Raw genomic sequence first — 24,905 nt, 5'->3', positions numbered from 1 at the left:
CCCGTCCTGTAACTTCGAGGCATGGGAAAGCTTGTCTACGCTGGAACGACGGAGATCGGTTTCGACGATCGGGTTCTTGCGCATCTGCAGATCGTCGTCGGCCTGAAGCTGCGACGCAAAGAGGGGTTCTTCTTCTCCTGGCGTGACGAGCAGGGCGTCGGAGACGGCCGCAGCGCCATCTGGATCGACCCGTCCGTTCCTCTGCTGTTCCGCTACAGCGGCGGCCGCCCTCCCAAGATCAACAAGGTGTGGCTGGAAGCGCTCACCCTGTCGTCCAACAGCGCCCAGGGTCTGCAGCTGACCGAGGAGATCGGCGCGCTCGGCGCCGACGAAGTCAACGCGGACACTCCTCCCGGCCGCTGAGTCCCGGAGCGAAGACGAACGAACCCCGCGCCAGGCGCGGGGTTCGTCCATGTCTGTCGTGCACTGGCCGGCCAACGGCCCGCTCAGCGCAGGTACTCGAGGAGTTCGGGGCAGCGGAGGCGCTTGAGGCTGCGGGTCTCCAGCTGGCGCACGCGCTCGCGGGTGATGCCGTAGACCTCGCCGACCTCATCCAGCGTCATCGGCTTCTGGCCGTCGAGCCCGAAGCGCATCCTGACCACCTTCGCGTCGCGCGGGGGCAGGTCTTTGAGGCGCTCTTCGAGGTCGCGGTGGCGGAAGCCGACCTCGACGGCCTCTGCGGGCGTCGGGAAGTCGTCGTCCTCGATCAGGTCGCCGAGTTCCGCTCCCTCGTTCTCGCCGACGGGCACCGCGAGCGACACCGTCTCCGAGTCGCTCATCTGCAGCTTGTGCACCTCGGCGGGCGTCAGGTTGGACGCTTCGGCCATCTCCTCCAGCGTGGGGGTGCGACCGAGCTCACCGCCCAGGTCGCGCCGGATGCGGTCGAGCTTGTCGATCTTCTCCACCGTGTGCACCGGGATGCGGATGAGCCGTGCGGTGTCCGCGATGCCGCGGAGGATCGACTGGCGGATCCACCAGGTGGCGTACGTCGAGAACTTGTTGCCGGTGCGGTAGTCGAACTTCTCCACCGCGCGCACCAGGCCGAGGTTGCCCTCCTGGATGAGGTCCATCACCGGCAGGCCGCGGCCCGCGTACCGCTTGGCGATGCTGACCACGAGGCGGAGGTTCGCCTCGATGAAACGCTCGAACGCGCGCTTGCCGTCGTCGGCGAGCCACTGCAGCTCGCGGCGCTCCACCGGGGTGAGGCCGGGACGCTTGGCGAGGCGCTCTCCGGCGAGCACGCCGATCTCGATGCGCGTGGCCAGCGACACCTCTTCTTCGGCGGTCAGGAGGCGCGTGCGCCCGATCGAGTTCAGGTAGTCGCGCACCGGATCGTTGGTCACTTCGAGGACTGTCATGTCTCGTCTTCCCATCACTCGTGTTCATTTTTTCGCTCTGCATCACTGCGGTGCGAGTCCCGCGGTCGGGCGGGGAATCTTCTGACAGGTAAGCAAATCGGCTTGACCCCCAACAAGGGGTTGACAAGGGTGGTAACCAGACGCTAGGCGTGTCGGAAAGCGCTTCCAATGCATCCATTTGTCAAGCCCCTGCTGGGATCGGGATGCACGTCGTATCGTGCGCGACGTGAGCGCGCATACATCGAATACCCAGGAACCGTCGCTGAAGACGATCGAAACGACCATCCCGGCGAGGATGGACAGACTTCCCTGGTCGAAGTTCCACTGGCTCGTGGTGATCGGTCTCGGCACCGTGTGGATCCTCGACGGGCTAGAGGTGACCATCGTCGGCGCGATCGGCTCCCGCCTGACCGAGCCGTCCAGCGGTCTCGGGCTGTCCACCGCCGACATCGGTCTCGCCGCCGCCATCTACGTCGCCGGCGCCTGCGTCGGCTCGCTCGTGTTCGGCTATCTGACCGACCGCTTCGGCAGGAAGAAGCTGTTCATCGTCACGCTCGGCCTCTACCTGCTCGCGACGGTGCTCACCGCGTTCTCCTTCGCGCCGTGGATGTTCTTCCTGTTCCGCTTCTTCACCGGCGCGGGCATCGGCGGCGAGTACGCGGCCATCAACTCGGCGATCGACGAGCTCATCCCCGCCCGGCGCCGCGGCCTGGTGGATCTCGCGATCAACGGCTCGTACTGGCTCGGCACGGCGTTCGGCGCCGTGCTCACCGTCTTCCTGCTGAACACCGACATCTTCGCCGCTGACATCGGCTGGCGCATCGCGTTCGGCCTGGGCGCCGTGCTCGGCCTGGTGATCCTCCTGGTCCGCCGCAACGTGCCGGAGTCGCCGCGCTGGATGTTCATCCACGGTCGCGACGAGGCGGCGGAGAAGCTGGTCGGCGAGATCGAGCACGATGTGGAGGAGGACACGGGGAAGCACCTCGACGCCGTGCCCGCCGACAAGGCCATCCGGATCAAGCAGCGCAGGTCCACCGGGTTCGGCGAGATCGTGCGCGTTGCGATCACCCGCTACCCGAAGCGGTTCGTGCTCGGGCTCTCGCTGTTCATCGGTCAGGCGTTCCTCTACAACGCCGTGTTCTTCACATACTCGCTCGTGCTGACGAAGCTGCTCGGGGTGCCGGACGACGTCGCCCCGTGGGCGCTCGTTCCCATCGCGATCGGCAACTTCCTCGGCCCCGCCCTCCTCGGGCACCTCTTCGACTCGGTGGGCCGCCGCTTCATGATCACCCTCTCCTACGTCGGAAGCGGCGTGCTGCTGGTGGGCACCGCCCTCATGTTCGACGCGGGCATCCTCGACGCGTTCTGGCTGACGGCGTGCTGGATGGTGGTGTTCTTCTTCGCCTCCGCCGGCGCGAGCAGCGCATACCTGACCGTCAGCGAGGTCTTCCCGATGGAGACCAGGGCGATGGCGATCGCGTTCTTCTACGCGGTCGGCACCGGCCTCGGCGGCATCATCGGCCCGATCCTGTTCGGGCACCTGATCGAGGACGGCATGCACGCGGTGGCCATCGGGTACTACATCGGCGCTGGGCTGATGATCGCGGCGGGGCTGGTCGAGCTGTTCCTCGGCGTGGATGCGGAGGGCAAGTCGCTGGAGGACATCGCTGCTCCGCTGTCGTCGGAGGCGTCGGAGGGCGCGACGGAGGACGCTCCGAAGCGCTAGGCGAGCAGTTCCAGCAGTGCGGGCTCCGGTGCGCGGCCGTTGGACAGGTCGATCACCTCACCCTGCCGGTAGCGGTCGAAGATGCGCGGGTCGATGTAGCTGTTGCGCGCGATCGCCGGGGTGTTGCCGAGCGCGTCCGCTGCCGCAGCGACCGCCGCGGTGATGCGCTTCGTCCGCTCCCGCTCCGTGCCGCCCGTTCCGAGACCGGCGAGCGTCGCCGCCGCCGTGATCGTGCCGTGCAGGGTGCGGAAGTCCTTCGCGGTGAACTCGCCGCGCGTCTGCCGCCGGATGTACTCGTTGAGCGACGCGGGACGGATCGTGTGCCAGGTGCCGTCCTTCCAGGACAGCAGCCGCGAGCGCTGGCCGCGCGCCGCGACGATCTCGGAGAGCAGAGCCGCCACATCCGGATCGGTGATCGTGCTCGTCCACTTCTGCGCGCTCTTGGCCGGGAACGTCAGCGTCACGTCGTCCCCGTCGATGGCGACGTGGCGGCAGAGCAGCGTGGTGAGTCCCCTGCTGCCGTTGGCGTGCAGATACTCCTCGCTGCCGATCCTGAGCGAGCCGAGGTCGATGATCCTGAGCGCCGCCGCCAGGATCCGGTCCCTGCCGAAGCCCTCCTGCCGCAGGTCCATCGTGACGCGGCGGCGCGCGGCGGGCAGCGTCTCGGCCAGCTGGGCCGCCCGCTCGAACTTGACCCTGTCCTGATGCAGGCGCCAGGACTCGTGGTAGAGGTACTGCTTCCGCCCGGCCTGGTCGCAGCCGACGGCCTGGATGTGCCCCCGCGCGTCCGGCGAGATCCACACGTCCTGCCAGGCGGGCGGGATCACCAGCGACCGGATGCGCTCCAGCTCGCGCTCGTCCACGATCGTGTTGCCGGCCTCGTCCTGGTACGTCGGCGCCTTCTTCGTGCTGATCCTGCGGTAGCCGGGCCCGGACGGGTCGCTGCGGCGGAGGCGCGTCACGCGGGCTTCTTGGCGGCGGTCTTCGCCGTCTTGCCCGCGGTCGCCGAGCCGGAGGACTTCGCTGCGGACTTCGCGGTGGCCGATTTCGCGGACTTCGCGCCGGACTTCGCTGCGGCGGACTTCTTCGCCGTCGACGTCTTCGCCGCGGACTTCTCCCCGCCGGAGCCCTTCCCACTGCCCGAACCTCTGCTGCGCTCGACGCTGCGCTGCAGCGCCTCCATGAGGTCGATCACCTCACCGCCGCCCGAGCTCTTCTCCTCCTGCTCGCCGAACGTCTCCGCCGTGTCGATCGTGTCGCCCTGTTCGAGCTTCGCCTCGATCAGCTTCCGCAGCTCATCCTGATATTCGTCGCTGAACTTCTCCGGCTCAAAGTCGCCGGCGAAGCTCTCCATCAGCGCGGCGGACAGGTCGAGCTCCCGCTGGGTGATGCGCGGGCTGTCCTCCAGCGACGGGAAGCTCGCCTCGCGCACCTCGTCGTTCCACAGGAGGGTCTGCAGCACGAGCACATCCCCGCGCACCCGCAGCGCACCGAGCCTGGTCTTCTGCCGCAGCGCGAAGTTGACGATGGCGGTGCGCTCCGAGTCTTCGAGGGTGCGCCGCAGCAGCGCGTACGCCTTCAGCGACTTGGAGTCCGGTTCCAGGTAGTAGCTGCGGTCGAACATCAGCGGGTCGAGCTGATCGTTCGGCACGAACTCGACCACGTCGATCTCCCTGCTGCGCTCAGCGGGCAGCGACGCCAGGTCGTCGGGGGTGAGCACGACGGTGCGCTCCCCGTCGTCGTACGCTTTCGCGATGTGCTCGTACGGGATCGTCTTGCCGTCGATCTCGCACACCCGCTTGTACCGGATGCGCCCGCCGTCTGCGTCGTGCACCTGGTGCAGCGCGACATCGTGATCCTCGGTCGCGCTGTATACCTTCACCGGCACGTTGACCAGCCCGAAAGTGATCGCACCCGTCCATATGGCCCTCATGCCCCCATCGTGACCGTGGACGGCGCGATTTTCAACCAGTGATCGAGGTTTGGCCTACGAACCGTCTCTGAGGTCGCCCGGCACCGTGTTCGCGTACCGGATGGCGTCGAACCGCGCGACGCAGGTGTCGCCGAGCGGAGCCTGCGCCATGAACCCGACGTTCACGTCGCCGTCCCAGTCCAGCCGGAAGACGCGGACGAAATCCCAGGTGACCCCGTCGGCCGACGAGTGGAACGCCCATCCGGCGCCGGTCTTGACCACCCGCAGGAAGACGTGGTCGGCGGTGACGACGGTGGAGTTGCAGTCGTCGGAGAACCCGTTGGTGACGACGGAGACGACCATCGCCTCCCCCTGCGGCGAATACTCGAAGCAGAGTTTCGCCCAGTGATCCTTGTCGCCCCAGATGGCGAGCACACCCGCATCGAACGTGCTGCGCGGGTGCTGCACGCTCACCCGGGCCGACAGCGTGAAGTCCTCCGTCGGCACGAACCCGAGCGACGTCGCGGCGTGCTGCTGCGGCCCGCCGAGCGCACTGTTCGTCCAGTCGGTGCCCGCGGCGGCGGTCAGCGTCAGCTGGCCGGGACCCGCCTGCTCGGCGGTGCCGGTGCCGTTGCTCCAGGTGAGAGGGGGAAGTGATTCGACGACGAAAGACATGTGTTCAAGGCTATGGCACGCCAGGGAGGGACTCCCGAGAATCACCGTCCGGTGCCGTTGAGGGATGGGCGTAGAACTTTAGAATTCTTTTTCATTTGTTGTGGTTTAATATTAGATCTCTTTTTAGGCTGTCCGCATGATTAGACACAGAATTCGCAAAGGTGCAACTGTGCTGGCGGCCGCGACGGCAGCAGTACTCGCCGTCACACTTGCCGCCCCGCCTGCTGCCGCTGCACCCGGGACTCCGAGAACGGATGTGCTGACCGCCAGCAAAGAGGCCGTCATCAGTTTGAGCGCCGAAGCTCACGCCGTGAGCGACTGGCCAGCCCTCGACGACGGTCGCGTCACGACCCTTGCGCGAGAGATCGCTGCATCACACCTCAGCCGAAGCGGCGACCCGCTCGACACGGCGAGCGCCATCGGTCTCCGCTCCGTCGACGGGCACGAGATCGTGCGTATCCCGATCGTTGCCCGCGAAAACCCGACGGGTCAATCCGCGCTCACCGTTTTCTACGACGCCAGCGGTGAAGTCGCGACGACGGTGGAGATGTCGTTCATCCCCGTCTCGCAGGACTCCGGGACCGTTCGGATCTGGAATGACGGGTCGCTCTCACTCGATCGCGTAGTCACGGCCGAGAAAGGCCAAGCGGGAGGCTCACCGCTGAGCCGAGCCACCTATAAGAAGGGCGACTGGTGGGGCAACCTGTCGACGTGCCTCAACAATCAAGGCATCCCGGGGTGGGTCGTGGCCGGCCTCAGTCTGGCCTGTGGAGTCGCCTGCGCCGTCACCCTGGGAGTGGGATGCGGTGTTTGCCTGGCCGCGGCCATCGGCGGCTGGAGCGGTGTCGCCACGGCCTGTGTCGCCATCGCGAACACGTACTCCTAGGGGTATCCGTGACGAAAAGCAGCACATACCGGGGCCTCGGAGTGGGCTTCCTGATCGCAGCGGGCGGCGCCACGGCCCTGAGTCAGGTGGCCCAGTCTCTGGCCGCCGCGCTCTGGCTGGCCGCCGGAACGATGCTGGGGCTGGCGACTTGGATGCTCGTCAGAGCGGCCGGTGTCCAGGATCCGGACCGCAGAGACCCGTAGTTCGCACCCCCGGCCGGCGACGCACCAGGTGACGCGCCTCGCGTCCCGGCGTACGATCTGGCGCATGGCCGCCACTGACACCGAGTCCGTCGAGATCGATGGGCATCGGCTGAAGCTGACCAATCTGGACAAGGTGCTGTACCCGGAGACCGGTACCACCAAGGCCGATGTGATCGGGTATTACAACGCCATCGCCGAGGTCATGCTGCCGCACATCCGGGATCGGGTGGTCACCCGCAAGCGGTGGGTGCACGGGGTGGGGACGCCGGATGAACCCGGCGAGGTGTTCTTCCAGAAGAACCTGGATGCGTCGTCGACGCCGTCGTGGGTCAAACGGAGGACGATCACGCACAAGAGCCACTCCAACGACTATCCGCTGGTCAACGACAGAGCGACGCTGATCTGGCTGGCGCAGATCGCATCGCTGGAGATCCACGTGCCGCAGTGGCGGGTGTCCAGGAACGGCACGCCGAAGAATCCGGACAGGCTGGTGCTCGACCTGGATCCCGGCGAGGGGGTCACGCTCGCCGACTGTGCCGAGATCGCCGTGCTCGCCCGCGGCATCCTCACCGACATGGGGCTCGACCCGATGCCGGTGACCAGCGGGTCCAAAGGCATCCACCTGTATGCGGCGCTCGACGGCAGCCAGACCAGCGAGCAGGTCTCCGCCGTCGCCCACGAACTCGCCCGGGTGCTCGAAGCCGACCATCCCGACCTCGTCGTGAGCGACATGAAGAAGGCGCTGCGGGTCGGCAAGGTGCTCGTGGACTGGAGCCAGAACAACGCGGCCAAGACCACGATCGCGCCGTATTCGCTGCGCGGGCGGTTCCGCCCGACCGTCGCGGCGCCCCGCACCTGGCGGGAGCTCGCGCGGAAGGACCTCGCCCAGCTCGACTTCACGGAGGCGCTCGCCCGCGTGAAGCGGAGGGGCGACCCGCTCGCCGACCTGTCCGCCGGGCACCTCGACGAGGAGGTGCACGGCGCGGCGGAGGACAGGCTGACGACCTACCGCAGCAAGCGCGACGCCGCCAAGACGCCGGAACCTGTTCCGGAGAAGCTGCAGCACTCGACCAGCGGGCGCACGTTCGTGATCCAGGAGCACCACGCCCGTCGCCTGCACTGGGACTTCCGCCTGGAGCACGACGGCGTGCTGGTCAGCTGGGCGCTTCCCAAGGGCCCGCCGACCGATCCCGGACAGAACCATCTCGCCGTGCACGTGGAGGACCACCCGCTCGAATACGGTGCGTTCGAGGGCGATATCCCGCACGGCGAGTACGGCGCAGGGCATGTGACGATCTGGGATGCGGGCGACTACGACCTCGAGAAGTGGCGCGACGACGAGGTGATCGTGACCCTGCACGGCACGAAGGGCGGCGGGCTCGGCGGCGACAGGAAGTTCGCACTCATCCACACCGGCGGGGCGGGCAAGGCGGAGCAGAACTGGCTCATCCACCTGATGAAAGACGATGCGGCGAAAGGCCAGGGCACCAAGCCCGCGAAGGCCGCCAAGGCCGACGCGCCCACCCGCACCACACCTAACCGCACCACACCCGCCAGGCTCTCCGCCAAGCCCATCTCCCCCATGCTCGCCACTCTCGGCTCCGAGAAGGACGTGCACGACGAGTCCGAGTGGGCGTTCGAGATGAAGTGGGACGGCATCCGCGCCATCGCGGAGGTGCGCGGCGATGCGCTCCGGCTGAGCACCCGCAACGGCAACGACGTCACCGTCGCATATCCGGAGCTGCGCACGCTCACCGAGGTCGCCGACGGGCACGAGCTGGTGCTCGACGGCGAGATCGTCGCCCTCGACAAGACCGGCCGCCCCGACTTCGGCCTGCTGCAGACCAGGATGGGCCTCACCAGGCCGTCCGACGTGGATGCGGCTGTCAGCAGGGCGCCCGTGCATTACATGGTCTTCGACCTCCTCGAACTCGACGGCGAGAACTGCCGCGGCAAGACGTACGACGAGCGTCGCGCTGCCCTCGAAGACGTCCTCCGCCCGCCGAAGGGCGACCCCGTGCAGGTGCCGCCCGCGTTCGACGGCGACCTCCGGCACGCCGTGGATGCGAGCAGGGAGCTCGACCTCGAAGGCGTCATGGCCAAGCAGCGCGACGCAACATACGCCACCGGCCGCCGCTCCCGCACCTGGATCAAGATCAAGCACCACCGCACGGAGGAGGTCGTGATCGCCGGGTGGAAGCCGGGCAACGGCCGGAGGGCGAACACCGTCGGGTCGCTGCTGCTCGGCATCCCGGACGGCGACGGGTTGCGCTACGTCGGCAAGGTCGGCACCGGGTTCACCGACGCGATGCTGGACGACCTCGCGAAACGCCTGGCAGCGCATCCACGGAAGACCAGCCCGCTCACCGATGTGCCGTCCGCCGACGCCCGGGATGCGCACTGGGTGCGGCCCGAACTCGTCGGCGAGGTGGAGTTCGCCGAGTGGACGCCGACGGCCAGGCTGCGTCAGCCGTCGTGGCGCGGGCTGCGGCCGGACAAGTCCGTCGAAGACATCAACGTGGAGTGACCGGCGAGTAGACGCGGAGGCCGCCGGGCACGAGGGTGACGTTCAGGCGCTTCGCGCCGTCGTCGTCCGTGCCGCCTGGCGTCTCCGTCGACGCCTCGCCGTCGTGCGCATATCCGGGGTCGTCGTCGCGGGAGCGGATGGTCAGGCCGGTGCTGGTGAACGCGTCCAGGACCGGCGGGCCCTGCAGGAACGGCAGGCGCGCGACCAGTGCGTCCACCCGGCCGCCGAGGGCCAGCGCGACCGTCCCGCGCGTGCGCGGCTTACCGCCGGCGAACAGTACGCGCACGTCGAGCACGCCGTCGTCGAGGCGCCTGCGCTCGATCGGGGCGGCGGTGACCGGGTAGTAGCGGCCGACGCCGACGAAGACGGACCAGATCGTGCGGCGTCCGCCCTCGATCTCCACGCGCAGCGGACTGGTGCGGCGGACGACCCGGATGGCGGCGACCAGCGCAGCCAGCGGCTTGCCGATGCGCTTCTCGTACTTCTCCCTCTCCTCCACGAACGACGGGTAGATGCCGACGGACAGCGTGTTGAGCACGACGACGGGGTCGCCGGTAGCGAAGCGGAGCTCGGCGATGTCGACCGCCCTGCCGGTTCCGGTCTGCAGGGCGTCGATGGCCGTGTCGACACTGTCGAGCATCGCGGCCTTCGCGAAGTGGTTGAACGTGCCGCCGGGGAACACGAGCAGCGGGAGGTCGTGCTTCCGGGCGATCGTCGCCAGTGCGCCGACGGAACCGTCCCCACCGTAGATGCCGATGACGCGCGGCGGGTTCGGGGACGCGAGAGCCGCATCCACCAGCTCGGCGAAATCGTCGCCGTCGGACAGCTCGTGCACCGTCGCCTTCGGGAGGCGCTCGGCGAGCAGCGGCCGGGGGTCCGGGCGGCCGAGCCCGCGGCCGGAGCCGGGGTTGACCAGGATGAACGCTCCGTCCCCGTCGGCGAGCGCTGGAAGGTCGATGGTCGTGGCCGTCGGCGGTTCCGCGTTGAGCAGCGCGGAGGGCTTCGGCGCAGGGACGACCGCCTTGAGCGCGAGGGCGACGCCCGCGCCGATCGCCGCGCCGCCGACCACGTCGGAGAACCAGTGCGCCCCGGTGTGCAGCCGCGAGTATGCGACGCCGGCGGCCACCGGGGCGAGGGCCGCACCGGCCACCGGGGATTCGAGGGCAGCGCCGGTGGCGAAGGCGACCGCGCTGGCGGTGTGCCCGGACGGGAACGACGGCGACGTCGGCGTGCGCTGCAGCCGCCTGCTGATCGGGATGGACGTGAGCGCCGGCCGCTCCCCGCCGACCAGCCGTTTGCCGATCAGGTTGGCGACCAGGCTGGCGATGCCGAGCGACGCCAGGCCGCGCACAGCGGCACGCGGGCGGCCGAGCAGTGCGAGGACCGCAGCGGCCACGAACCAGAGCTTGCCGTGGTTCGCCGCCGAGGAAACGCGACGCCAGAAGGTGTCGACCCCCCTGCCGGTCTTCCGCGCGTTCACCCGCTGCGCCACTCGTTCGTCCACGCGTCGCACTCGCACTCGCCACATGTCCCCCACCATAGCCTCGCCGCGAACCGTGCCGTTTTTCTGGCTGGGGGTCCCTCGGCGCTAGGATCGTGGACGTGAGCACACACGTTGAAGAACCACGCACCGCAGACCTCGACGACGAGCACGGCAGCCTCGTCCGCAGCCTGAGCGCTGTGCTGCCCGGCCCGGTCGGCAAGCTCATCGCGACGCTGGTCGCACTGGTGTCGGCGGTCTTCTTCGTGATCAGCCTGGTCTTCACCTGGAGCGGCGACCCTGACGCGTTCCTCCCGCTCTTCCAGGTGTTCGTGGCCGGCACGGTCGTCTCGCTCAACGCGCTGTTCGCGTACAGGACCTTCAGCTACGTCATCACCCTCATCGGCGCTGTGCTCTGGCTCTGGGTGTCCGTCACCCCGTTCGAGCCGTTCTGGCAGACCCTCCTGCAGGGTGTGACCGTGATGATCATGGCCGCCGGCGTCGTCTTCTCCACCGCTGCCGTTGCGCTGAGCAAGAAGCCGCGGTTCTGAGCGGCGAGCCTTCAGGCCCCCGCACCGGCCGCTCCGAAGCGGACCACCCAGCTCCCCGCACGTCCGAACCCGGACGGCCGACCGAGCTTGACGGCACGACGCTCGCGCGCCGCCGTCACTTCGTCGACCTCTCGCCGCTGAAAGAGTCCCCCGCCTTCGCCCGGCTCTGGGTGGGCGGCTCGATCGCCGGCATCGGCGGCCAGATGACCATCGTCGCCGTCGGCCTGCACATCTACGACCTCACCCAGTCGACGCTCGCCGTCTCGCTGGTCGCGCTGTTCGCCCTGCTGCCGATGGTCGTGTTCGGACTCTACGGCGGCGTGCTCGCCGACGCGTTCGACCGCCGCCTCGTCGCACTGGTCACCGCCATCGTCGCCTGGGTGTCGACGGCCGGCATCGCCGCGTTCGCCTGGCTGGACATCCAGGTGGTGTGGCCGCTGTACGTCCTCACCACCATCAACGCCGTCGCCACGGTGGTCATCGGCGGCACCAGGCAGGCCATCACTCCGCGCCTCCTCCCCGCCAGGCTGCTCCCCGCGGCGAGCGCCCTCGGCGGCATCGGCTTCGGCGTGCAGGTCACGATCGGCCCGGCCCTCGCCGGGCTCCTCGTCGCGAGCGTCGGCATCAGCTGGACGTACACGGTCGACGTGGTTCTCTTCACGGCGGCGTTCCTCGGCATCTTCACCCTGCCGAAGATCGTCCCGGAGGGCGAGCAGCAGCGCGCGGGCATCGCGGGCGTGCTCGACGGCCTGCGCTTCCTGAAGACGGCGCCGAACCTGTCGATGACGTTCAGGCTCGACCTGATCGCGATGACCTTCGGCCAGCCGCGCGCCCTCTTCCCCGCCGTCGGCGCCCTGCTGATCGGCGGTGGCCCTGTCACGGTCGGCATCCTGACCGCGGCGGGCGCCGTCGGCACCCTCCTCTCGAGCGTGTTCTCCGGACGGCTCGGACATGTGCGCTGGCAGGGCAGGGCGGTCGCGCGCGCGATCATCGTCTACGGAGCGTGCATCCTGGGCTTCGGGATCGTGCTGGCGGTGATCGCGTTCGCCGGGCTCGGCGGCAGCGGCCAGAACTTCGCCGACGCGAACCTCCCGGCGCTGATCCTCGCCGCCCTGCTGCTCGCCGGGTCGGGCGCGGCCGACAACATCAGCTCGATCTTCCGCATGACCATCCTGCAGGCGTCGGCACCGGATGCGATGCGCGGCAGGCTGCAGGGCGTGTTCACGGTGGTCGTCACCGGCGGCCCACGCCTCGGCGACCTGTACATCGGACTGCTCGCGCTCACCGGCGCGCTGTGGTTCCCTCCCCTGCTCGGCGGGCTGGTGATCATGGTGCTGGTAGCGACGGTGGTGCGGGTGCAGGGCGCGTTCCGGCGGTACGACGCGCTGGCGCCGACGCCGTAGGGGGTGGGCTGCGCGGTGGCTCGCCCTGTGCGGCGCTACGCGCGGGTCCGAGTCCGAATGCGCCGGGCGAGTTGCGGGTAGTCGATCACGATGCCGTCCGGGTCGACCGTGAGGTCGGCAGTGAAGTCGCGGCTTTCACTGCTGTAGCGGACGACGGCATGGCCGGCCTCCTCGTCGTACGGGGTAGCGCTGTACAGCTGCTCGCTGCGGCTCACCGCGAGCGACGGCAGCGCCACCCACGCCATCACGAACCTGGTCTCTGCGACCGCGCCCCGGTGCGCGCCGAGCCGCAGGATCGGCATGGTGTTCGTCACCGGGCAGAGCGCGAGGTCGCAGTCCAGCGCTCCGTCGAATGCGCCGTCCGCCGCCTCTCGGGCGTCGATGCCGGGATCGGCCAGCTCCTCGTCGTGGTAGACGCCGATGCCCTCCTGGGTCGCCTCGCTGGTCCAGCGGCCGTGCGCATCCCGGGCGAGCGCCAGACGGCGGGTGAAGCCGCGGCCGAACACGGCGACGTCGAGCCTGCTGGTGACCCAGTCCGGCCCGGTCTCCAGCGACCAGCTCGTGACGTAGTCGGTGCTGCGGGACGTGCCCAGCGCATCCAGCCGGTCGGCCGCGAGCGTGATCGTGGCCGCCTCCAACCGCTCGGGGTCGTCGTCGCCGACCCACTCGACCTGCCTGACCGCTCCGCGCATCCCGACCACCGCCTCGGTACCAGGATGGTCCTTCCTGGGTCCGCGCTCAAGCCGCGGATTGCGCTGGCAGCGGCGCGGGCGCCGGCGGCCCGACGTACCGGGACGACGGCCGCACGATCTTGCCCTCGGCCGCCTGCTCCAGGATGTGCGCCGTCCAGCCGACCACGCGGGCCGTCGCGAACGTGGGCGTGAACATGTTGCGCGGGATGCCGCATGCCTCCATCACCACGGCCGCGTAGAACTCGACATTGGTGTGCAGCTCCCTGCCCGGCTTCAGCTCGTCCAGCAGCTCCTGCACCCTGCGCTCCACCTGCACGGCGAACGCCACCCTCTGCCCGCCGAATCCGTCGGCGATGCCGCGCAGCATCCGGGAACGTGGATCCTCCGTGCGGTAGACGGCGTGCCCGAACCCCATGATGCGCCCACCGGACTCGACGGTGCTGGTCACCCAGTCGTCGATGTGGTCGGGGGTGGCGATCTCGTCGAGGGTGTCGAGCGCCCTGCTCGGCGCGCCGCCGTGGAGGGGTCCGGACAGCGAGCCCATCGCGCCCGTCACGGCGGCGGCGAGGTCGGCGCCCGTGGAGGCGATGACGCGCGCGGTGAACGTCGATGCGTTGAAGCCGTGGTCGATCGCCGCGGTCATATACGCGCTCACCGCGTGCTCGCTCCGCGCATCCGGGATCCGTCCGGTGACGAGGTAGAGGTAGTTGGCGACGTGCCCCAGATCGTCGCGGCTGGGCAGCGGGGTGCGGCCGGACGCGAGCGCGTGCAGGGCGGCGAGCAGCACGGGCGTGATGGCGCTGACCCGGATCGCGTCGGCGATGCGGGCGTCGGCGTCTTCGTCGTACAGGGGCCGGATGCGGTCGGCCGCGGCCACGGCGGCGAGCGCCATGCGGACGCCGGCGAGGGCGTCCGGGGTCCCGGCGGTGAGTCGCGCGATGGCGGGGAGCACTTCCGCGACCTCGTCGGGGATGGTGCGGGCGGCGGCGATGCGGGCGCGGAAGGCGGCGAGCTCTGCGGCATCCGGGAGCGTGCCGAACAGCAGCAGGTGCCAGGCCTCCTCGAAGCTGCGCTCGGCGGCCAGCTCGACCGCGGAGTACTGGCGGTAGTGGTAGAAGCCTTCGTGCCCGCGCACATCGCCGAGGGCGGTCTCCGCGGCGACCACGTTCGTGAGGCCGCGGGGAACGTCGATGAGGGTGTCGTCCATCCGTGCGTTCTGCATAGTATGAGCATGCGCATGGATTCTCGGTGCGTCAATGTTGATTAGATCAATGTGGGGAGTGCCATGCAGGAGGCGTCTGACGTGGAACGCGAGGATGGTGGGGCGCACCAGAGCGTCGGGGCACTCGGCGACGACGGCACGCTCGGCCCGGCGCTCCCCCGGCTCACGGCGGAGCAGACCGCCGAGCGGCTCGGCGTGAAGCTCGAGACCCTGTACGCGTACGTGGCGCGCGGCCGGCTCGACCGCATCCGGACCCCGGACGGCTCCACCTTCGACCCGCTCGACGTCGAACGGTTCGCGGCCGACAGGAGGCGGCGGCCGGTGGCCGGTCCGCACGGGCACTCGGACGGCCGCCCTCTCATGGTGGTGGACACCTCGTTCGCGCTGATCGAGGACGGCGAACTGTTCTATCGCGGCAGGAACGTCGCCACGCTCGTCGGCGAGCGGTTCGAGACCGTCGCGCACTGGGCGCTGACCGGAGAATGGGATGCGGACGCACGGTTCCCTGCCGCAGCCGGACTGACCGCCGCCCGCCGGGTGGGCGACGCACTGCCGGACTCCGCGACCACCCGGGACCGGCAACAGGTGGCCGTGACGGCGCTGGCCGCCGCCGACCCGCTGCGATACTCCCTCGACCGCGCCACGGTGGTCGGGGCGGCAGAGGGGTTGGTGGCCGGGATGGTGGATGCGCTGCCCGCCCGCGGCGCGCTGGACCCCGCCGCCGCATCCCTGGCCGCGCGTCTCTGGGCCGCCATGACCGACGCGCCGCCGACGTCGCTCGCCGCGCTGAACGCCGCCCTCGTGCTCCTCCTCGACCACGATCTCGCCGTCTCCACCCTCGCCGCCCGGGCCGCGGCGTCGGCGCGCGCCAACCCGTACGCGGTCGTCACCGCCGGGCTCGGCGCCCTCGACTCGCCCCTGCACGGCAACGCCAGCCGTGCCGCCCACCGGATGCTCGCCCGCGTCGTCGCCGGAGAACCGGCCGAGCGCGTGGTCGCCGACACGGTGGTCGCCGGGCGCGGACCCGTCCCCGGGTTCGGCCACGTCCTCTACCCGCAGGGCGACCCGCGGGCGCGCATCCTGCTCGGGATGCTCGGGGACACCTCGGCAGCCGCAGGCGCCACCGCAGCCGCAGATGCCTCCGCAGCAGTCGACGACGTCGCCGCCATCGTCCACCGCCGCACCGGGCTGCGCCCCAACATCGACCTGGCCATCGCCGCGCTGGCTATCGCATCCGGGATGGCCGACGACGCGGGCGAGGTCGTCTTCGCGACCGCCCGCGCCATAGGCTGGGTCGTGCACGCCCTGGACGAGTACGAGCAGCCGCCGCTACGCCTGCGCCCCGTCGGCCGCTACGTCGGCTGACCGCGCCTCAGCGCCGCAGCGCCTTCCGCGCCAGCCAGTTCCCGAGGAACTGCGCCGCCTGCACCAGCACCACGATCGTGATCACCGCGATCCACGTCACCGCCCAGTTGTACCGCTGGTATCCGTACGAGATCGCGAAGTCTCCGAGTCCGCCGCCGCCGATGCTGCCCGCGATGGCCGACAGGTCCACGATCGCCACGAACACGAACGTGTATCCCAGGATGAGCGGGCCGAGCGCTTCGGGGATCAGCAGCGTCGTGATGATCCGCCACGGGCTCGAGCCCATCGCGCGTGCCGCCTCGATCACGCCGGGGTCGATCGTCACCAGGTTCTGCTCGACGATGCGGGAGATGCCGAACGTCGCCGCGATGGTCATCGGGAAGATCGCCGCCGGAGTTCCGAGGAACGTGCCGAGCACCAGCTGCGTCAGCGGCGCGACCGCCGTCATGAAGATGATGAACGGGATGGGCCGGATGAAGTTGACCACCACGTTCAGCACCGCGGAGAGCACCCGGTTCTCCAGCAGCCCGCCGCGCCTGGTCGTGTAGAGCAGCACGCCGAGCGCGAGGCCCAGGATGCCGCCGAGGACGAGCGTCGCCACGACCATCCAGAGCGTCTGCCCGATGGACTGGACGAAGACCGGCCACAGGGTGTCCCAGTCGTTCATGCCGCCACCTCCTCCACCTCGGTGACCTGGCGGAGGTCGGCGATCAGCGCATCCACCCCGGCGTCGTCGCCGATCAGTTCCAGGGTGAGGCTGCCGAACGAGCGGCCCTGCAGCGCAGAGATGCCGCCGTAGACGATCTCGAACCGCACGTTGTGCCTGCCGACCGCATCCGACAGCACGGCCCCCAGCCGCCCGTCGTCGTGGATGCGCGCGGAGACGATGCGTCCGGCGTGCTTGCCGCGCAGACGCTCGACCTCGGTCTCGTCCGGCCGGTTCTTGAGGACCGTCCCGACGAAGCGCTGCGCCGTGCCAGTCTGCGGGGCCGAGAACACCTCGAACACGCTGCCGGTCTCGATCACCCGGCCGGAGTCGAGCACGGCGACGCGGTCGGCGATCGAGCGGACCACCTCCATCTCGTGCGTGATGACCACGATGGTGACGCCCAACTCGTCGTTGACCCGCTTGAGCAGCCGCAGCACGTCGGCCGTCGTCTCCGGGTCGAGCGCCGACGTGGACTCGTCGGCGAGCAGGATCGCCGGGTTGGTCGCGAGCGCGCGGGCGATGCCGACGCGCTGCTTCTGGCCGCCGGAGAGCTGGTCGGGGTAGACCCACGCCTTGTCGGTGAGTCCGACGAACGCCAGCAGCTCCGCGACACGCTGTTTGCGCTTCTCCTTCGGCCAGCCGGCCACCTTGAGCGGGTACGCGACATTGCCGAACACCGTGCGCGACCGGAACAGGTTGAACTGCTGGAAGATCATCCCGATCCCGGCCCGGACAGCACGCAGCTTCGGTTCGGGAAGCTGCGTGATGTCCTGGCCGTCGATCAGGATGCTGCCGGACGTCGCCCGCTCGAGCGCGTTGATGAGGCGCACCAGCGTGCTCTTGCCCGCCCCCGAGTATCCGATGATGCCGAAGATCTCACCGCGCTCGATCGCGAGGCTGACACCGTCGACCGCCGTGACGGTCGTGTCGCCGGAGCGGAACGCCTTCGAGACGTCGCGGAACTCGATGATGGGGCTCATCCGCGCTACTTCGCCGCCTTGATGGTGGTCTTCAGCTTGTCGAGGATGGCGATGAGGTCGGACTGCGGACGGTCGACGATCACCGCGGTGTTCTTCGAGTCGGCCAGCACCGAGTCCTCGACGGCCTTGGTGTGGTAGAGCTCGGCGATCTTGAGGTACGTCTTGTTGTTCTTGTCCGCCTCACGGGCGACGAACGCGTTGATGTACGGCTCGGCGGTGTCGCTCTTGGGGTCGTCCTGGAAGAGCGCGGACTTGGGGTCGATCCCGGCCGGACCGACGAACGTGTTGTTGATGATCGCACCGTCGGCCGAGTCGAGCGCGGGGGCCGTCTGCGCCGCATCCACCGGGATCACGGAGACCTTCGAGTCGGAGGCGACGATGTCGGCGGGCGTCGCGAGCGTGTTTCCGCCGTTCTTCAGCTTCAGGAGTCCGGCCTTCTGCAGCACGAGGAGAGCGCGGGCCTGGTTGGTCGCGTCGTTCGGGATGGCGATCTTCGCGCCCTGCGGGATCTGCTCGACCGAGGTGTACTTCTTCGAGTACAGCGGGAGCGGAACCACCAGGGTGGAGGCGATCGGGACCAGTGTGGCGTTCGCGCTCACGTCGTAGTTCGCGAGGAACTGCAGGTGCTGGAACAGGTTCAGGTCGATCTGCTTGTCCGCGAGCGCCGGGTTGGCCTGCGTGTAGTCGCGGAAGCCGACGACGGTGATGTCGATGCCCTCCTTCGCCGCCGCCTTCTTCAGGATCGGCCAGTACGGCGCGGCCTGCTCGGTGGTGCCGATCTTCACGCTCACGCGCTTCTCCGCACCACTCGACGCGGGCGCCGACAGGTTCACGACGACAAGCACCACGGCCACGACGATCGCGACAACAGCGATCCCGATGCCGACGATCCAGCCGGTCTTCGACTTCGGCTTCTCCGGCAGGGATGGGGTGGGCGGGGTGGCCTCGGACATGGCTGTGCCTCTCTTGTGAAGGGGTGGGGGTGTGCCGGCGAACGGTTGACGGCTATTCGAGCCTGCCTGCTGTGCGCCGGATGCCCAAACCGTGTTCCGAAATGTGACAGCCCGCGTGGGGTAGGCTGGTGGAATGTCAGATTCCTGGTCCCAGACGGTGACGGCTCGACTCTTCGGTTGGGCGGCCGCTGCCCTGGTGCTCGTCGGGGTGGTGTGCGTGCTCCCGCTGCTGCTGGTCGACGCCGGTCCGGGCGAGGACCAGGGCGCCCGCGTCGCCGGGGCCGCGTTCAGCACGGTGGTCATCGTGGTCTGCGTGGTGCTGCTGTGCGGTTTCACGCGCATCCGGGTGTCGGTCGACGGGCGCGGCCTGCGGGTGACGCTGCCGCTGCTGTTCGGGATGCGCGTGAAGAGCATCCCGCTGTCGCGCGTGGCGACGGTGTCGGCCGAGGACGACCTGCGGCCCGCGCAGTGGGGCGGCTGGGGCTACCGGGTGATGCCCGGGCGCTCGGCCATCGTGCTGCGCCGGGGCCCGGCGCTCGTGGTCGGCACGACGGCGGATAAGTATTTCGCGGTGACGCTCGCCGACCCGGAGACTCCGGCGGCGCTGCTCGCGTCGCTTACGGCCGGCGGTGCGGCCGGCGGTGCAGCCGGCGCTGCTGGCCCCGCCGACCCGGCCGAGGCAGCGAAAAGCCAGTAGCTGTCGCGAAATCGCACGGATTCCGCACAGTTACTGGCTTCTCGTTTCCGGTCAGGCGTTCTGCGGCTGCATGGCGGCCTGGATGCGCACCATGTTGCCGGACGGGTCGCGGAACGCGCAGTCCCGCGGACCCCACGGCTGGTCGATGGGCTCCTGCAACACCTCGGCCCCGGATGCGCGGACCCGCTCGAACACGCCGTCGATGTCGTCGGTGCGGAACACGATGTTCTGCAGGACGCCCTTGGTGATCAGTTCGAGGATGGTGTCGCCGTCGGCTTTCGACCGGCCGCCGTACGGGTCGGAGAGCACGATCTCCAACCCCGGCTGGTCGGCGCTGCCGAGGGTGATCCAGTGGTGGCCGCCCGACTCGACGTCGCGCACGACATCGAGCCCGAGGGCGTCCCGGTAGAAGCTGAGCGACTCTTCGGGGTCGCTGACGGTGATCTGGTAGTACTGCAGTGAAACGGTCATGGGTCCACTGTAGAAATCCCGGCGCGCGGACGCTTCTCCAAACCTGCTCGATGAGGCGAGATGCGGCTCAGGCGGAGGCGGACTTCACGGGGCGGGTGCGCTGCTTCGCCACGCACGACGGCATCGCCTCGACGGCCTGATGCTCGCGGGCGCGGTACGCGGTGGGCGACATCCCGACGATCTCGCTGAATTTGGAGCTGAACGACCCGAGCGACGTACAGCCGACGGTCATGCAGGCGTCGGTCACGCTCATCCCGGACCGGAGCAGCGCCATCGCGCGCTCGATGCGGCGGGTCATCAGGTAGCTGTACGGGGTCTCGCCGTACGCAGCCCGGAACCGGCGGGAGAAGTGCGCGGGAGACATGAGCGCCTTGCTGGCGATCGTGGGCACGTCGAGCGGCCGCGCATACTCGCGGTCGATCAGGTCGCGCGCCCTGCGCAGGTGCACGAGCGTCTCGATCTCCTCCGGTGACACGCCACGAGCGTAGCACCGCGCCCGCACAGCGGTCCGGGCCGATCCCGCGCCGCCCACCGGCTCACGCGTCCTGCTCGACCACCCGGATGAACGCGCTCAGCTCGGTGAGGCCGGTTGGTGTGTGCGGCAGGTATTCGGTCAGCTCGGGCGAGTGGACGAGGTACGCCGCCCATTTCGCGCGAGACACGGCCACGTTGAGCCGGTTCTTCATGAGCAGGAACGACATCCCGCGCGGCACGTCCACCGACGACGACGCAGCGAGGCTGACGATGGCGATGGCCGCCTCCTGGCCCTGGAACTTGTCCACCGTCCCGACCCGCACGCGCTCCAGCCCCGCATCGTCGAGGGCCGCACGCACCGCGGCGAGCTGCGCGTTGTACGGCGTGACGACGATCACGTCCTCCTCGCCGAGCGCATCCCGTTCCCTGCCTGCGCTCGGGTCGGTCCACGCGCGCCCGAGCACGTCCTGCACGATGGCGACCACCACGGCCGCCTCCTCCGGCGATTCCGTCGAATTGCCGACGTGCTCCACCGGGACAGGATGCAGCCCGGCCCTCACCCCGTCGAGCGACCGAAGCGCCGCCTCCGGATGCGCGTGCAGCTTGCCTTCGTAGGACAGCCGAGACACCGCGGCCGCCAGCTCGGGATGCATCCGCCTGCTCTCGGCGAGGAAGTACCCGAACTCGGGCGGCAGCACGTCGTGCCCGTCGCTCACCCAGCCGAGGGCGGAGCCGTCGATGGGCTCGGGATGCTGGCCCTGGCTGACCTGCGGAAGCTGCTGCGGGTCGCCGAGCAGCAACAGGTTGGCCGCGGACACCCCTGCACCGATGGTGGACGCGAGCGAGAACTGCCCGGCCTCGTCGACCACCAGCAGGTCGAGGCTGTCGCGCGGGATGCGGGCAGCGTTCGCGAAGTCCCACGCCGTACCTCCGACCACGTAGCCGGTCGCCTCGTTGTCGAGGGCGAACAGCAGCTGGCCGTCGTGCTCCAGCGGGGTGAAGGCGTGCGCTTCCCTGTCGCTGTCGCCGCCGGGGACCTTGCCGACGAGCCGCGCATCCAGCCCGGCCGCGACGACGCGGTCGAGCAGGTTCTCGACGACGGCGTGCGACTGCGCCACGACGCCGATGCGCCAGCCGTGCCGCTGGACGAGGCCGGCGATCACGTGCGCCCCGAGATACGACTTGCCGGTGCCGGGAGGCCCCTGCACGGCGAGGTAGGAGCGGTCGAGGTCGAGAAGGCTCGCGATGACGGCGTCGATGCGCCCGCTGCCGTCGTCCGGCCCTTCGGGGGCGAGGCGTCCGGAGCGGGTGCGCGGTGGCGTACGCCGCAGCACGTCGACCATCGCGTTGCGCGGCCACCCGTCAGCGCCGGATGCGTCAGCAGCATCCCCCGCGCGCCGCGCCTCCAGCAGGTCGCTCCCCCACTCGCGGATCGCCTCGGCCAGGCGGCGCGCATCCGGAGGCCCGGCGGGCGTCAGCGCGTTCGGCAGGTCGTCGTACGGCAGCACGTCTTTCGGCAGGGTCTCCCGCACCACCACGGCGCCGTCGTCCGTCGCCGCGATCACGGCGACAGACCGCACCGCCCGCGCGCCCGGCTGGGAGCGCGGCTGGCGGAACGGACCGGGGTATTCGTAGAGCAGGAACGGCCCGGTGCGCTCGCTGACCCGGATGGCGCTCCCCGGCCCCCACCTGCCGCTCAGCAGCAGCTCCCGGCGTTCGACGCGCTGGCCCTCGTCCTGGTACCAGTCGCGCAGCACCTGTGCGGACTCGACCACCAGCACATCCCGGTTGTCCGCCCACTCCTCCACCGGCTGGATGAGCCGGGAGAAATGGGACTGCCAGAAACTCTTCTGCTCCCTGCGGTGGAAGTCGATCGCCGCTGCCGCCAGCGCCATCGCCTCCCTGTCCGGCGTGCGGTGCGGGTCGAGCGGATCGCCGGCGTAGGCGAGCAGCCCGGCACGCAGCGGGGACTCCTCGGGAGCGATCTCGAGATCGTCGACCGGCGCCTGGCCGATCGGGACGCCGTTCTCCTGCGCCCGCGCGATCAACCAGTCGCGGAGCCGCAGCGTCGACACGCAGTCGTACCTGTTGTAGTCGCCGATCGCATCCAGGATGGGCTGCGCCTCGTCTTCGCGGCCGACCGCGATGAGGTCGCGCGCGTTGGCGTACTGGGTGATCGAGTCCGCGCCGTTCGTCACGTCGCTCTCGCGCAGCTCGTCGCCCATGTAGAGCGGTTCCAGCTTCTTGATCGAGTAGGAGCGGGAACCGACCCGCACCGCCTTGCGCACCAGAGGGTAAAGGTCGACCATCACGTTGTCGCGGAGCAGGGCGTCGACCTCCTCCTCGCCGACGCCGTGCCGGGCGGCGAGGGCAAGCAGGTGCGTCTGCTCGTATGCGGCGTAGTGGTAGATGTGCAGGTTCGGGTAGCGCTGCCTCCGCTCGCGCACGAACGCGAGGAACGCTTCGAGCGCCACCCGCTCCGCGGCGAAGTCGTGCGCCCAGAACGCGGTGAACTCGGCGTTCTCGTCGACCAGCCCGAACAGGTAGTCGAGGTTCCAGCGCTCCCCCGCGCCCTCGGTGTAGAGCGGGTCGCCCTCGAAATCGAAGAAGATGTCGCCCGCATCCGGATGCGGCAGCACGGCGAGGACCGGCGCGTTGAAGACCCGGATCGGCGGCGGCTCGCCCTCGACGGCATCCCGTTGCAGGCGCGCCTGCTCGCGCAGACCGTCGAGCGTTCCCTCCGGCACCCCGTCGATCTGGCCGGTGGATGCTGCGAGCTGGTCGATCGTGAACACCCCGGCCTCGAACAGCCTCGCCCGCTGGGTGACGCGCATCCCGGCGACCAGCAGCACGTCCCTGGTGGCCTGGATCTCGGCGTCGCAGGTGTCGCAGCGCCCGCAGACGGTGAAGCGCGGGTCTCCCCAGGCGACCGGACCCTCCTCGGCGAGGTGCTGCTCGATGATCCAGAGCAGGCGGGCGCGCCGCTTGCGGTAGACGGGCTCGATTTCGGACACCCTGTGCTCGCTGACGGAGCCGTCGCCGAGCAGCAGCTCGACCGTGTCCTCCACGTCGACCCCGATGCGCCGCAACTGGCCGGCGTATGCGGCGAGCTGCAGCAGCGCGGTGACCCTGGCGCTACGGGCGAGCTTGGAGTCCTGCACCCGGTAGCGGCCGTCCGGGCGGCGGACGATGAAGTCGGCGAACCCCACGAACGAGCCGTCGAAGAAGGTGGCCTGGAACACCACTTCGGCCGAGCGGGCGAAGGCGTCGGCCGTCGCGGCGACCGCGGCGGCGAGACTGTCGGCGTCGAGGCGATCCGGACGCTCGATCTCGGCCACCCCTGTGCCGAACCGCTCGCGGTAACGCTCCAGGATGTGCTGCTCGTGCTCATCCCCCAGCCGTGACGACCGCACGTACATCGGGTCTTCGACCTCGTCGGTCTTCTCGATGCGACCGAGCTTCACGTCGAGCGTGCGCAGGAAGGCGAACTCGCACTTCGACGCCTCGGTCAGGTCGCTGGCGCTCGTGACGATGACCCCGTCCAGAAGGAACACGTCCGCTCCTTCCGGCGACGCCGACGGCCCCTGCGGCCGCCGCTGTCTGCGAGCCTATCCGGAACCACCGACACTGTCCGGCGGCCTGCTCAGGCCGTGATCGTCATCCGCTCGATGCCCGCGGAGCCGACCAGGAAGGTGAACGTCGACGGTCCGTTGAACCCGTCTCCGCCCACCAGCGCCGTCACCGCGACCCCATCCGGCACCGCGCTGAACTGGAGGTCGTCGAGCGTCACGGCCGAGCCGATGAACTCGCCGTCGCTCCACCCGCGGATCGCCTCGCGGCCGGTGAAGACGCGGCCCCAGTCGTCCACGCTGCCGGTCGGGGCGAACGTGTCGATGAAGCGTTCGGTGTCGTGCGCGTTCGCCGCGTCGATCGCCTCGGCGACGACGGGTGGGATGCCTTCGCGGCTCTCGTCGGTCATCGCCCCAGTGTGGACCGCATCCCGGGCTGCGCGCCAGTGCCCGACGCGACAGCCCCGGTCAGCCTCAGCCCTTCTTCGCCGCCGCCTTCGCCGCGCGCTTGAACTCGCGCACCTTCGTCAGAGACTCCGGGCTCACGATGTCCGCCACCGAACGAAACGAGCCTTCCGTTCCGTAGTCCCCCGCCGCCTCGCGCCAGCCGGGCGCCGTCAGCCCGCGCTGCTTGCCGAGGAGCGCGAGGAAGATCTTCGCCTTCTGCTCCCCGAAGCCGGGCAGCGCCTTCAGCCTGCGCAGGATCTCGGGGCCGTCCGGGTCGCCCTTCGTCCAGATCGCGGAGGTGTCATCTCCCCAGTCGTCGACGATCGCCGCGGCGAGCGCCTGCACGCGCCCCGCCATCGAGCCGGGGAACCGGTGCACCGCCGGCGTCTGCTTCATCACCTCTGCGAGCTTCTCCGGCTCGACGGACGCGACCGTTGCCGGGTCGAGAGAGCCGAGCCTGTCCTGCAGCTTCGCCGGACCGGAGAACGCCGTCTCCATCGGGATCTGCTGGTCGAGCAGCATCCCCAGGATGAGCGCGAAGTCGGACTGGTCGAGGACGGCGTCAGCCTCGGGGTCGCCGGTGATGTTCACAGCCATGAGTTCAT

General features: G+C 69.7%; 24 protein-coding genes. 9 read left to right on the top strand and 15 right to left on the bottom strand.

Translation table 11 applies throughout. The features are described from left to right. Positions 1–21 precede the first annotated feature (21 nt). Positions 22–363: a DUF7882 family protein gene (locus tag AC1ROC_RS00750; RefSeq protein ID WP_085368045.1), complete on the top strand. Its 342-nt coding sequence runs from the start codon at positions 22–24 to the stop codon at positions 361–363. An 83-nt stretch (positions 364–446) separates the two neighbouring features. On the opposite strand, the gene AC1ROC_RS00745 is transcribed toward AC1ROC_RS00750, so the two are convergent. After that, positions 447–1,358, bottom strand: a complete 912-nt coding sequence (locus AC1ROC_RS00745) for a sigma-70 family RNA polymerase sigma factor (protein WP_492997480.1) — start codon at positions 1,356–1,358, stop codon at positions 447–449. Between the two features lie 295 nt (positions 1,359–1,653). Between AC1ROC_RS00745 and AC1ROC_RS00740 the strand changes: the two genes are divergently transcribed. Then, positions 1,654–3,084: an MFS transporter gene (locus AC1ROC_RS00740; RefSeq protein WP_168690880.1), complete on the top strand. Its 1,431-nt coding sequence runs from the start codon at positions 1,654–1,656 to the stop codon at positions 3,082–3,084. Here AC1ROC_RS00740 and AC1ROC_RS00735 read toward each other — a convergent pair. The 3 genes from AC1ROC_RS00735 to AC1ROC_RS00725 are packed head-to-tail and all read right to left on the bottom strand — an operon-like array spanning position 3,081 to position 5,671. Further along, positions 3,081–4,046 (bottom strand): DNA topoisomerase IB, encoded by a 966-nt coding sequence (locus AC1ROC_RS00735; protein WP_492997478.1) that lies wholly within the window; start codon positions 4,044–4,046, stop codon positions 3,081–3,083. The two genes, AC1ROC_RS00740 and AC1ROC_RS00735, sit on opposite strands and share 4 nt — an antisense overlap. Further along, a complete protein-coding gene (gene ku, locus AC1ROC_RS00730) occupies positions 4,043–5,017 on the bottom strand; it encodes a non-homologous end joining protein Ku (RefSeq protein ID WP_168689668.1) in 975 nt (324 codons plus the stop codon). Before ku ends, AC1ROC_RS00735 begins: the two co-directional genes overlap by 4 nt. A 54-nt stretch (positions 5,018–5,071) precedes the next feature. After that, complete coding sequence (locus tag AC1ROC_RS00725) at positions 5,072–5,671, bottom strand: DUF1349 domain-containing protein (protein ID WP_168689669.1); 600 nt, start codon at positions 5,669–5,671, stop codon at positions 5,072–5,074. A gap of 169 nt (positions 5,672–5,840) precedes the next feature. Between AC1ROC_RS00725 and AC1ROC_RS00720 the strand changes: the two genes are divergently transcribed. From AC1ROC_RS00720 to AC1ROC_RS00710, 3 genes are all read left to right on the top strand, one after another. Then, on the top strand, positions 5,841–6,557 hold the full coding sequence (locus tag AC1ROC_RS00720) for a hypothetical protein (RefSeq protein ID WP_492997475.1): 717 nt from the start codon (positions 5,841–5,843) through the stop codon (positions 6,555–6,557). An 8-nt stretch (positions 6,558–6,565) separates the two neighbouring features. Further along, complete coding sequence (locus AC1ROC_RS00715) at positions 6,566–6,760, top strand: hypothetical protein (RefSeq protein ID WP_492997472.1); 195 nt, start codon at positions 6,566–6,568, stop codon at positions 6,758–6,760. A gap of 64 nt (positions 6,761–6,824) precedes the next feature. Then, entirely contained in the window at positions 6,825–9,287 is a 2,463-nt protein-coding gene (locus AC1ROC_RS00710) for an ATP-dependent DNA ligase (protein WP_085368057.1), read from the top strand. Here AC1ROC_RS00710 and AC1ROC_RS00705 read toward each other — a convergent pair. Next, entirely contained in the window at positions 9,274–10,791 is a 1,518-nt protein-coding gene (locus tag AC1ROC_RS00705; protein WP_247597092.1) for a bifunctional phosphatase PAP2/diacylglycerol kinase family protein, read from the bottom strand. The two genes, AC1ROC_RS00710 and AC1ROC_RS00705, sit on opposite strands and share 14 nt — an antisense overlap. A 98-nt stretch (positions 10,792–10,889) precedes the next feature. On the opposite strand from AC1ROC_RS00705, the gene AC1ROC_RS00700 reads away from it, so the two are divergent. Both AC1ROC_RS00700 and AC1ROC_RS00695 read left to right on the top strand, forming a co-directional pair. Further along, positions 10,890–11,318, top strand: a complete 429-nt coding sequence (locus AC1ROC_RS00700) for a hypothetical protein (RefSeq protein ID WP_085368060.1) — start codon at positions 10,890–10,892, stop codon at positions 11,316–11,318. Between the two features lie 137 nt (positions 11,319–11,455). After that, positions 11,456–12,721 carry an MFS transporter gene (locus AC1ROC_RS00695; protein ID WP_492998891.1) on the top strand — a complete coding sequence of 422 codons (1,266 nt, stop codon included), beginning with the start codon at positions 11,456–11,458 and terminating at the stop codon, positions 12,719–12,721. Between the two features lie 35 nt (positions 12,722–12,756). Here AC1ROC_RS00695 and AC1ROC_RS00690 read toward each other — a convergent pair whose 3' ends face one another. Both AC1ROC_RS00690 and AC1ROC_RS00685 read right to left on the bottom strand, forming a co-directional pair. Beyond that, complete coding sequence (locus AC1ROC_RS00690; protein ID WP_085368064.1) at positions 12,757–13,413, bottom strand: putative glycolipid-binding domain-containing protein; 657 nt, start codon at positions 13,411–13,413, stop codon at positions 12,757–12,759. Positions 13,414–13,459: 46 nt separating this feature from the next. Next, on the bottom strand, positions 13,460–14,635 hold the full coding sequence (locus AC1ROC_RS00685; protein WP_492997465.1) for a citrate/2-methylcitrate synthase: 1,176 nt from the start codon (positions 14,633–14,635) through the stop codon (positions 13,460–13,462). A gap of 81 nt (positions 14,636–14,716) precedes the next feature. Here AC1ROC_RS00685 and AC1ROC_RS00680 point away from each other — a divergent pair, with 81 nt between their 5' ends. Continuing rightward, positions 14,717–16,000, top strand: a complete 1,284-nt coding sequence (locus tag AC1ROC_RS00680; protein ID WP_492997463.1) for a citrate synthase — start codon at positions 14,717–14,719, stop codon at positions 15,998–16,000. Positions 16,001–16,007: 7 nt separating this feature from the next. On the opposite strand, the gene AC1ROC_RS00675 is transcribed toward AC1ROC_RS00680, so the two are convergent. The 3 genes from AC1ROC_RS00675 to AC1ROC_RS00665 are packed head-to-tail and all read right to left on the bottom strand — an operon-like array spanning position 16,008 to position 18,642. Beyond that, complete coding sequence (locus AC1ROC_RS00675; RefSeq protein WP_085368068.1) at positions 16,008–16,667, bottom strand: methionine ABC transporter permease; 660 nt, start codon at positions 16,665–16,667, stop codon at positions 16,008–16,010. Further along, a complete protein-coding gene (locus AC1ROC_RS00670) occupies positions 16,664–17,689 on the bottom strand; it encodes a methionine ABC transporter ATP-binding protein (RefSeq protein ID WP_492997461.1) in 1,026 nt (341 codons plus the stop codon). Before AC1ROC_RS00670 ends, AC1ROC_RS00675 begins: the two co-directional genes overlap by 4 nt. Before the next feature lie 5 nt (positions 17,690–17,694). Beyond that, on the bottom strand, positions 17,695–18,642 hold the full coding sequence (locus tag AC1ROC_RS00665; protein ID WP_492997460.1) for a MetQ/NlpA family ABC transporter substrate-binding protein: 948 nt from the start codon (positions 18,640–18,642) through the stop codon (positions 17,695–17,697). A 133-nt stretch (positions 18,643–18,775) separates the two neighbouring features. On the opposite strand from AC1ROC_RS00665, the gene AC1ROC_RS00660 reads away from it, so the two are divergent. Continuing rightward, positions 18,776–19,339 (top strand): hypothetical protein, encoded by a 564-nt coding sequence (locus tag AC1ROC_RS00660; protein ID WP_492997458.1) that lies wholly within the window; start codon positions 18,776–18,778, stop codon positions 19,337–19,339. Positions 19,340–19,390: 51 nt separating this feature from the next. Here AC1ROC_RS00660 and AC1ROC_RS00655 read toward each other — a convergent pair whose 3' ends face one another. The 5 genes from AC1ROC_RS00655 to AC1ROC_RS00635 all read right to left on the bottom strand — a co-directional run bounded on the left by AC1ROC_RS00655 (position 19,391) and on the right by AC1ROC_RS00635 (position 24,897). After that, positions 19,391–19,810, bottom strand: coding sequence for a VOC family protein (locus AC1ROC_RS00655; protein ID WP_085368075.1), 420 nt, complete (start codon positions 19,808–19,810; stop codon positions 19,391–19,393). Between the two features lie 67 nt (positions 19,811–19,877). After that, positions 19,878–20,285 (bottom strand): helix-turn-helix transcriptional regulator, encoded by a 408-nt coding sequence (locus tag AC1ROC_RS00650; protein ID WP_085368077.1) that lies wholly within the window; start codon positions 20,283–20,285, stop codon positions 19,878–19,880. Positions 20,286–20,346: 61 nt separating this feature from the next. Continuing rightward, positions 20,347–23,838, bottom strand: a complete 3,492-nt coding sequence (locus tag AC1ROC_RS00645) for a TM0106 family RecB-like putative nuclease (protein ID WP_492997455.1) — start codon at positions 23,836–23,838, stop codon at positions 20,347–20,349. 89 nt (positions 23,839–23,927) lie between these two features. Next, positions 23,928–24,263: a Cif family virulence factor gene (locus AC1ROC_RS00640; protein WP_085368081.1), complete on the bottom strand. Its 336-nt coding sequence runs from the start codon at positions 24,261–24,263 to the stop codon at positions 23,928–23,930. Between the two features lie 64 nt (positions 24,264–24,327). Next, the gene (locus AC1ROC_RS00635) at positions 24,328–24,897 is read right to left on the bottom strand and encodes an HhH-GPD-type base excision DNA repair protein (protein ID WP_085368083.1); all 570 of its coding nucleotides are present in this window, start codon (positions 24,895–24,897) and stop codon (positions 24,328–24,330) included. Positions 24,898–24,905: the final 8 nt, after the last annotated feature.

The sequence above is a fragment of the Leifsonia sp. GW821-FHT13C05 genome, assembly GCF_058806515.1.
Note: the sequence above shows the minus strand (reverse complement) of the source record. Positions and strands in the feature narration are given on the sequence as shown.

What these genes read in the sequence shown, in the direction of transcription:
- AC1ROC_RS00710 (WP_085368057.1), top strand. Translation starts at nt 6,825, where the DNA reads ATGGCCGCCACTGACACCGAGTCCGTCGAGATCGATGGGCATCGGCTG.
- AC1ROC_RS00660 (WP_492997458.1), top strand. Translation starts at nt 18,776, where the DNA reads ATGTCAGATTCCTGGTCCCAGACGGTGACGGCTCGACTCTTCGGTTGG.
- ku (WP_168689668.1), bottom strand. Translation starts at nt 5,017, where the DNA reads ATGAGGGCCATATGGACGGGTGCGATCACTTTCGGGCTGGTCAACGTG.
- AC1ROC_RS00635 (WP_085368083.1), bottom strand. Translation starts at nt 24,897, where the DNA reads ATGGCTGTGAACATCACCGGCGACCCCGAGGCTGACGCCGTCCTCGAC.
- AC1ROC_RS00655 (WP_085368075.1), bottom strand. Translation starts at nt 19,810, where the DNA reads ATGACCGTTTCACTGCAGTACTACCAGATCACCGTCAGCGACCCCGAA.
- AC1ROC_RS00750 (WP_085368045.1), top strand. Translation starts at nt 22, where the DNA reads ATGGGAAAGCTTGTCTACGCTGGAACGACGGAGATCGGTTTCGACGAT.
- AC1ROC_RS00685 (WP_492997465.1), bottom strand. Translation starts at nt 14,635, where the DNA reads ATGCAGAACGCACGGATGGACGACACCCTCATCGACGTTCCCCGCGGC.
- AC1ROC_RS00740 (WP_168690880.1), top strand. Translation starts at nt 1,654, where the DNA reads ATGGACAGACTTCCCTGGTCGAAGTTCCACTGGCTCGTGGTGATCGGT.
- AC1ROC_RS00640 (WP_085368081.1), bottom strand. Translation starts at nt 24,263, where the DNA reads ATGACCGACGAGAGCCGCGAAGGCATCCCACCCGTCGTCGCCGAGGCG.
- AC1ROC_RS00745 (WP_492997480.1), bottom strand. Translation starts at nt 1,358, where the DNA reads ATGACAGTCCTCGAAGTGACCAACGATCCGGTGCGCGACTACCTGAAC.
- AC1ROC_RS00665 (WP_492997460.1), bottom strand. Translation starts at nt 18,642, where the DNA reads ATGTCCGAGGCCACCCCGCCCACCCCATCCCTGCCGGAGAAGCCGAAG.
- AC1ROC_RS00675 (WP_085368068.1), bottom strand. Translation starts at nt 16,667, where the DNA reads ATGAACGACTGGGACACCCTGTGGCCGGTCTTCGTCCAGTCCATCGGG.
- AC1ROC_RS00725 (WP_168689669.1), bottom strand. Translation starts at nt 5,671, where the DNA reads ATGTCTTTCGTCGTCGAATCACTTCCCCCTCTCACCTGGAGCAACGGC.
- AC1ROC_RS00690 (WP_085368064.1), bottom strand. Translation starts at nt 13,413, where the DNA reads ATGCGCGGAGCGGTCAGGCAGGTCGAGTGGGTCGGCGACGACGACCCC.
- AC1ROC_RS00670 (WP_492997461.1), bottom strand. Translation starts at nt 17,689, where the DNA reads ATGAGCCCCATCATCGAGTTCCGCGACGTCTCGAAGGCGTTCCGCTCC.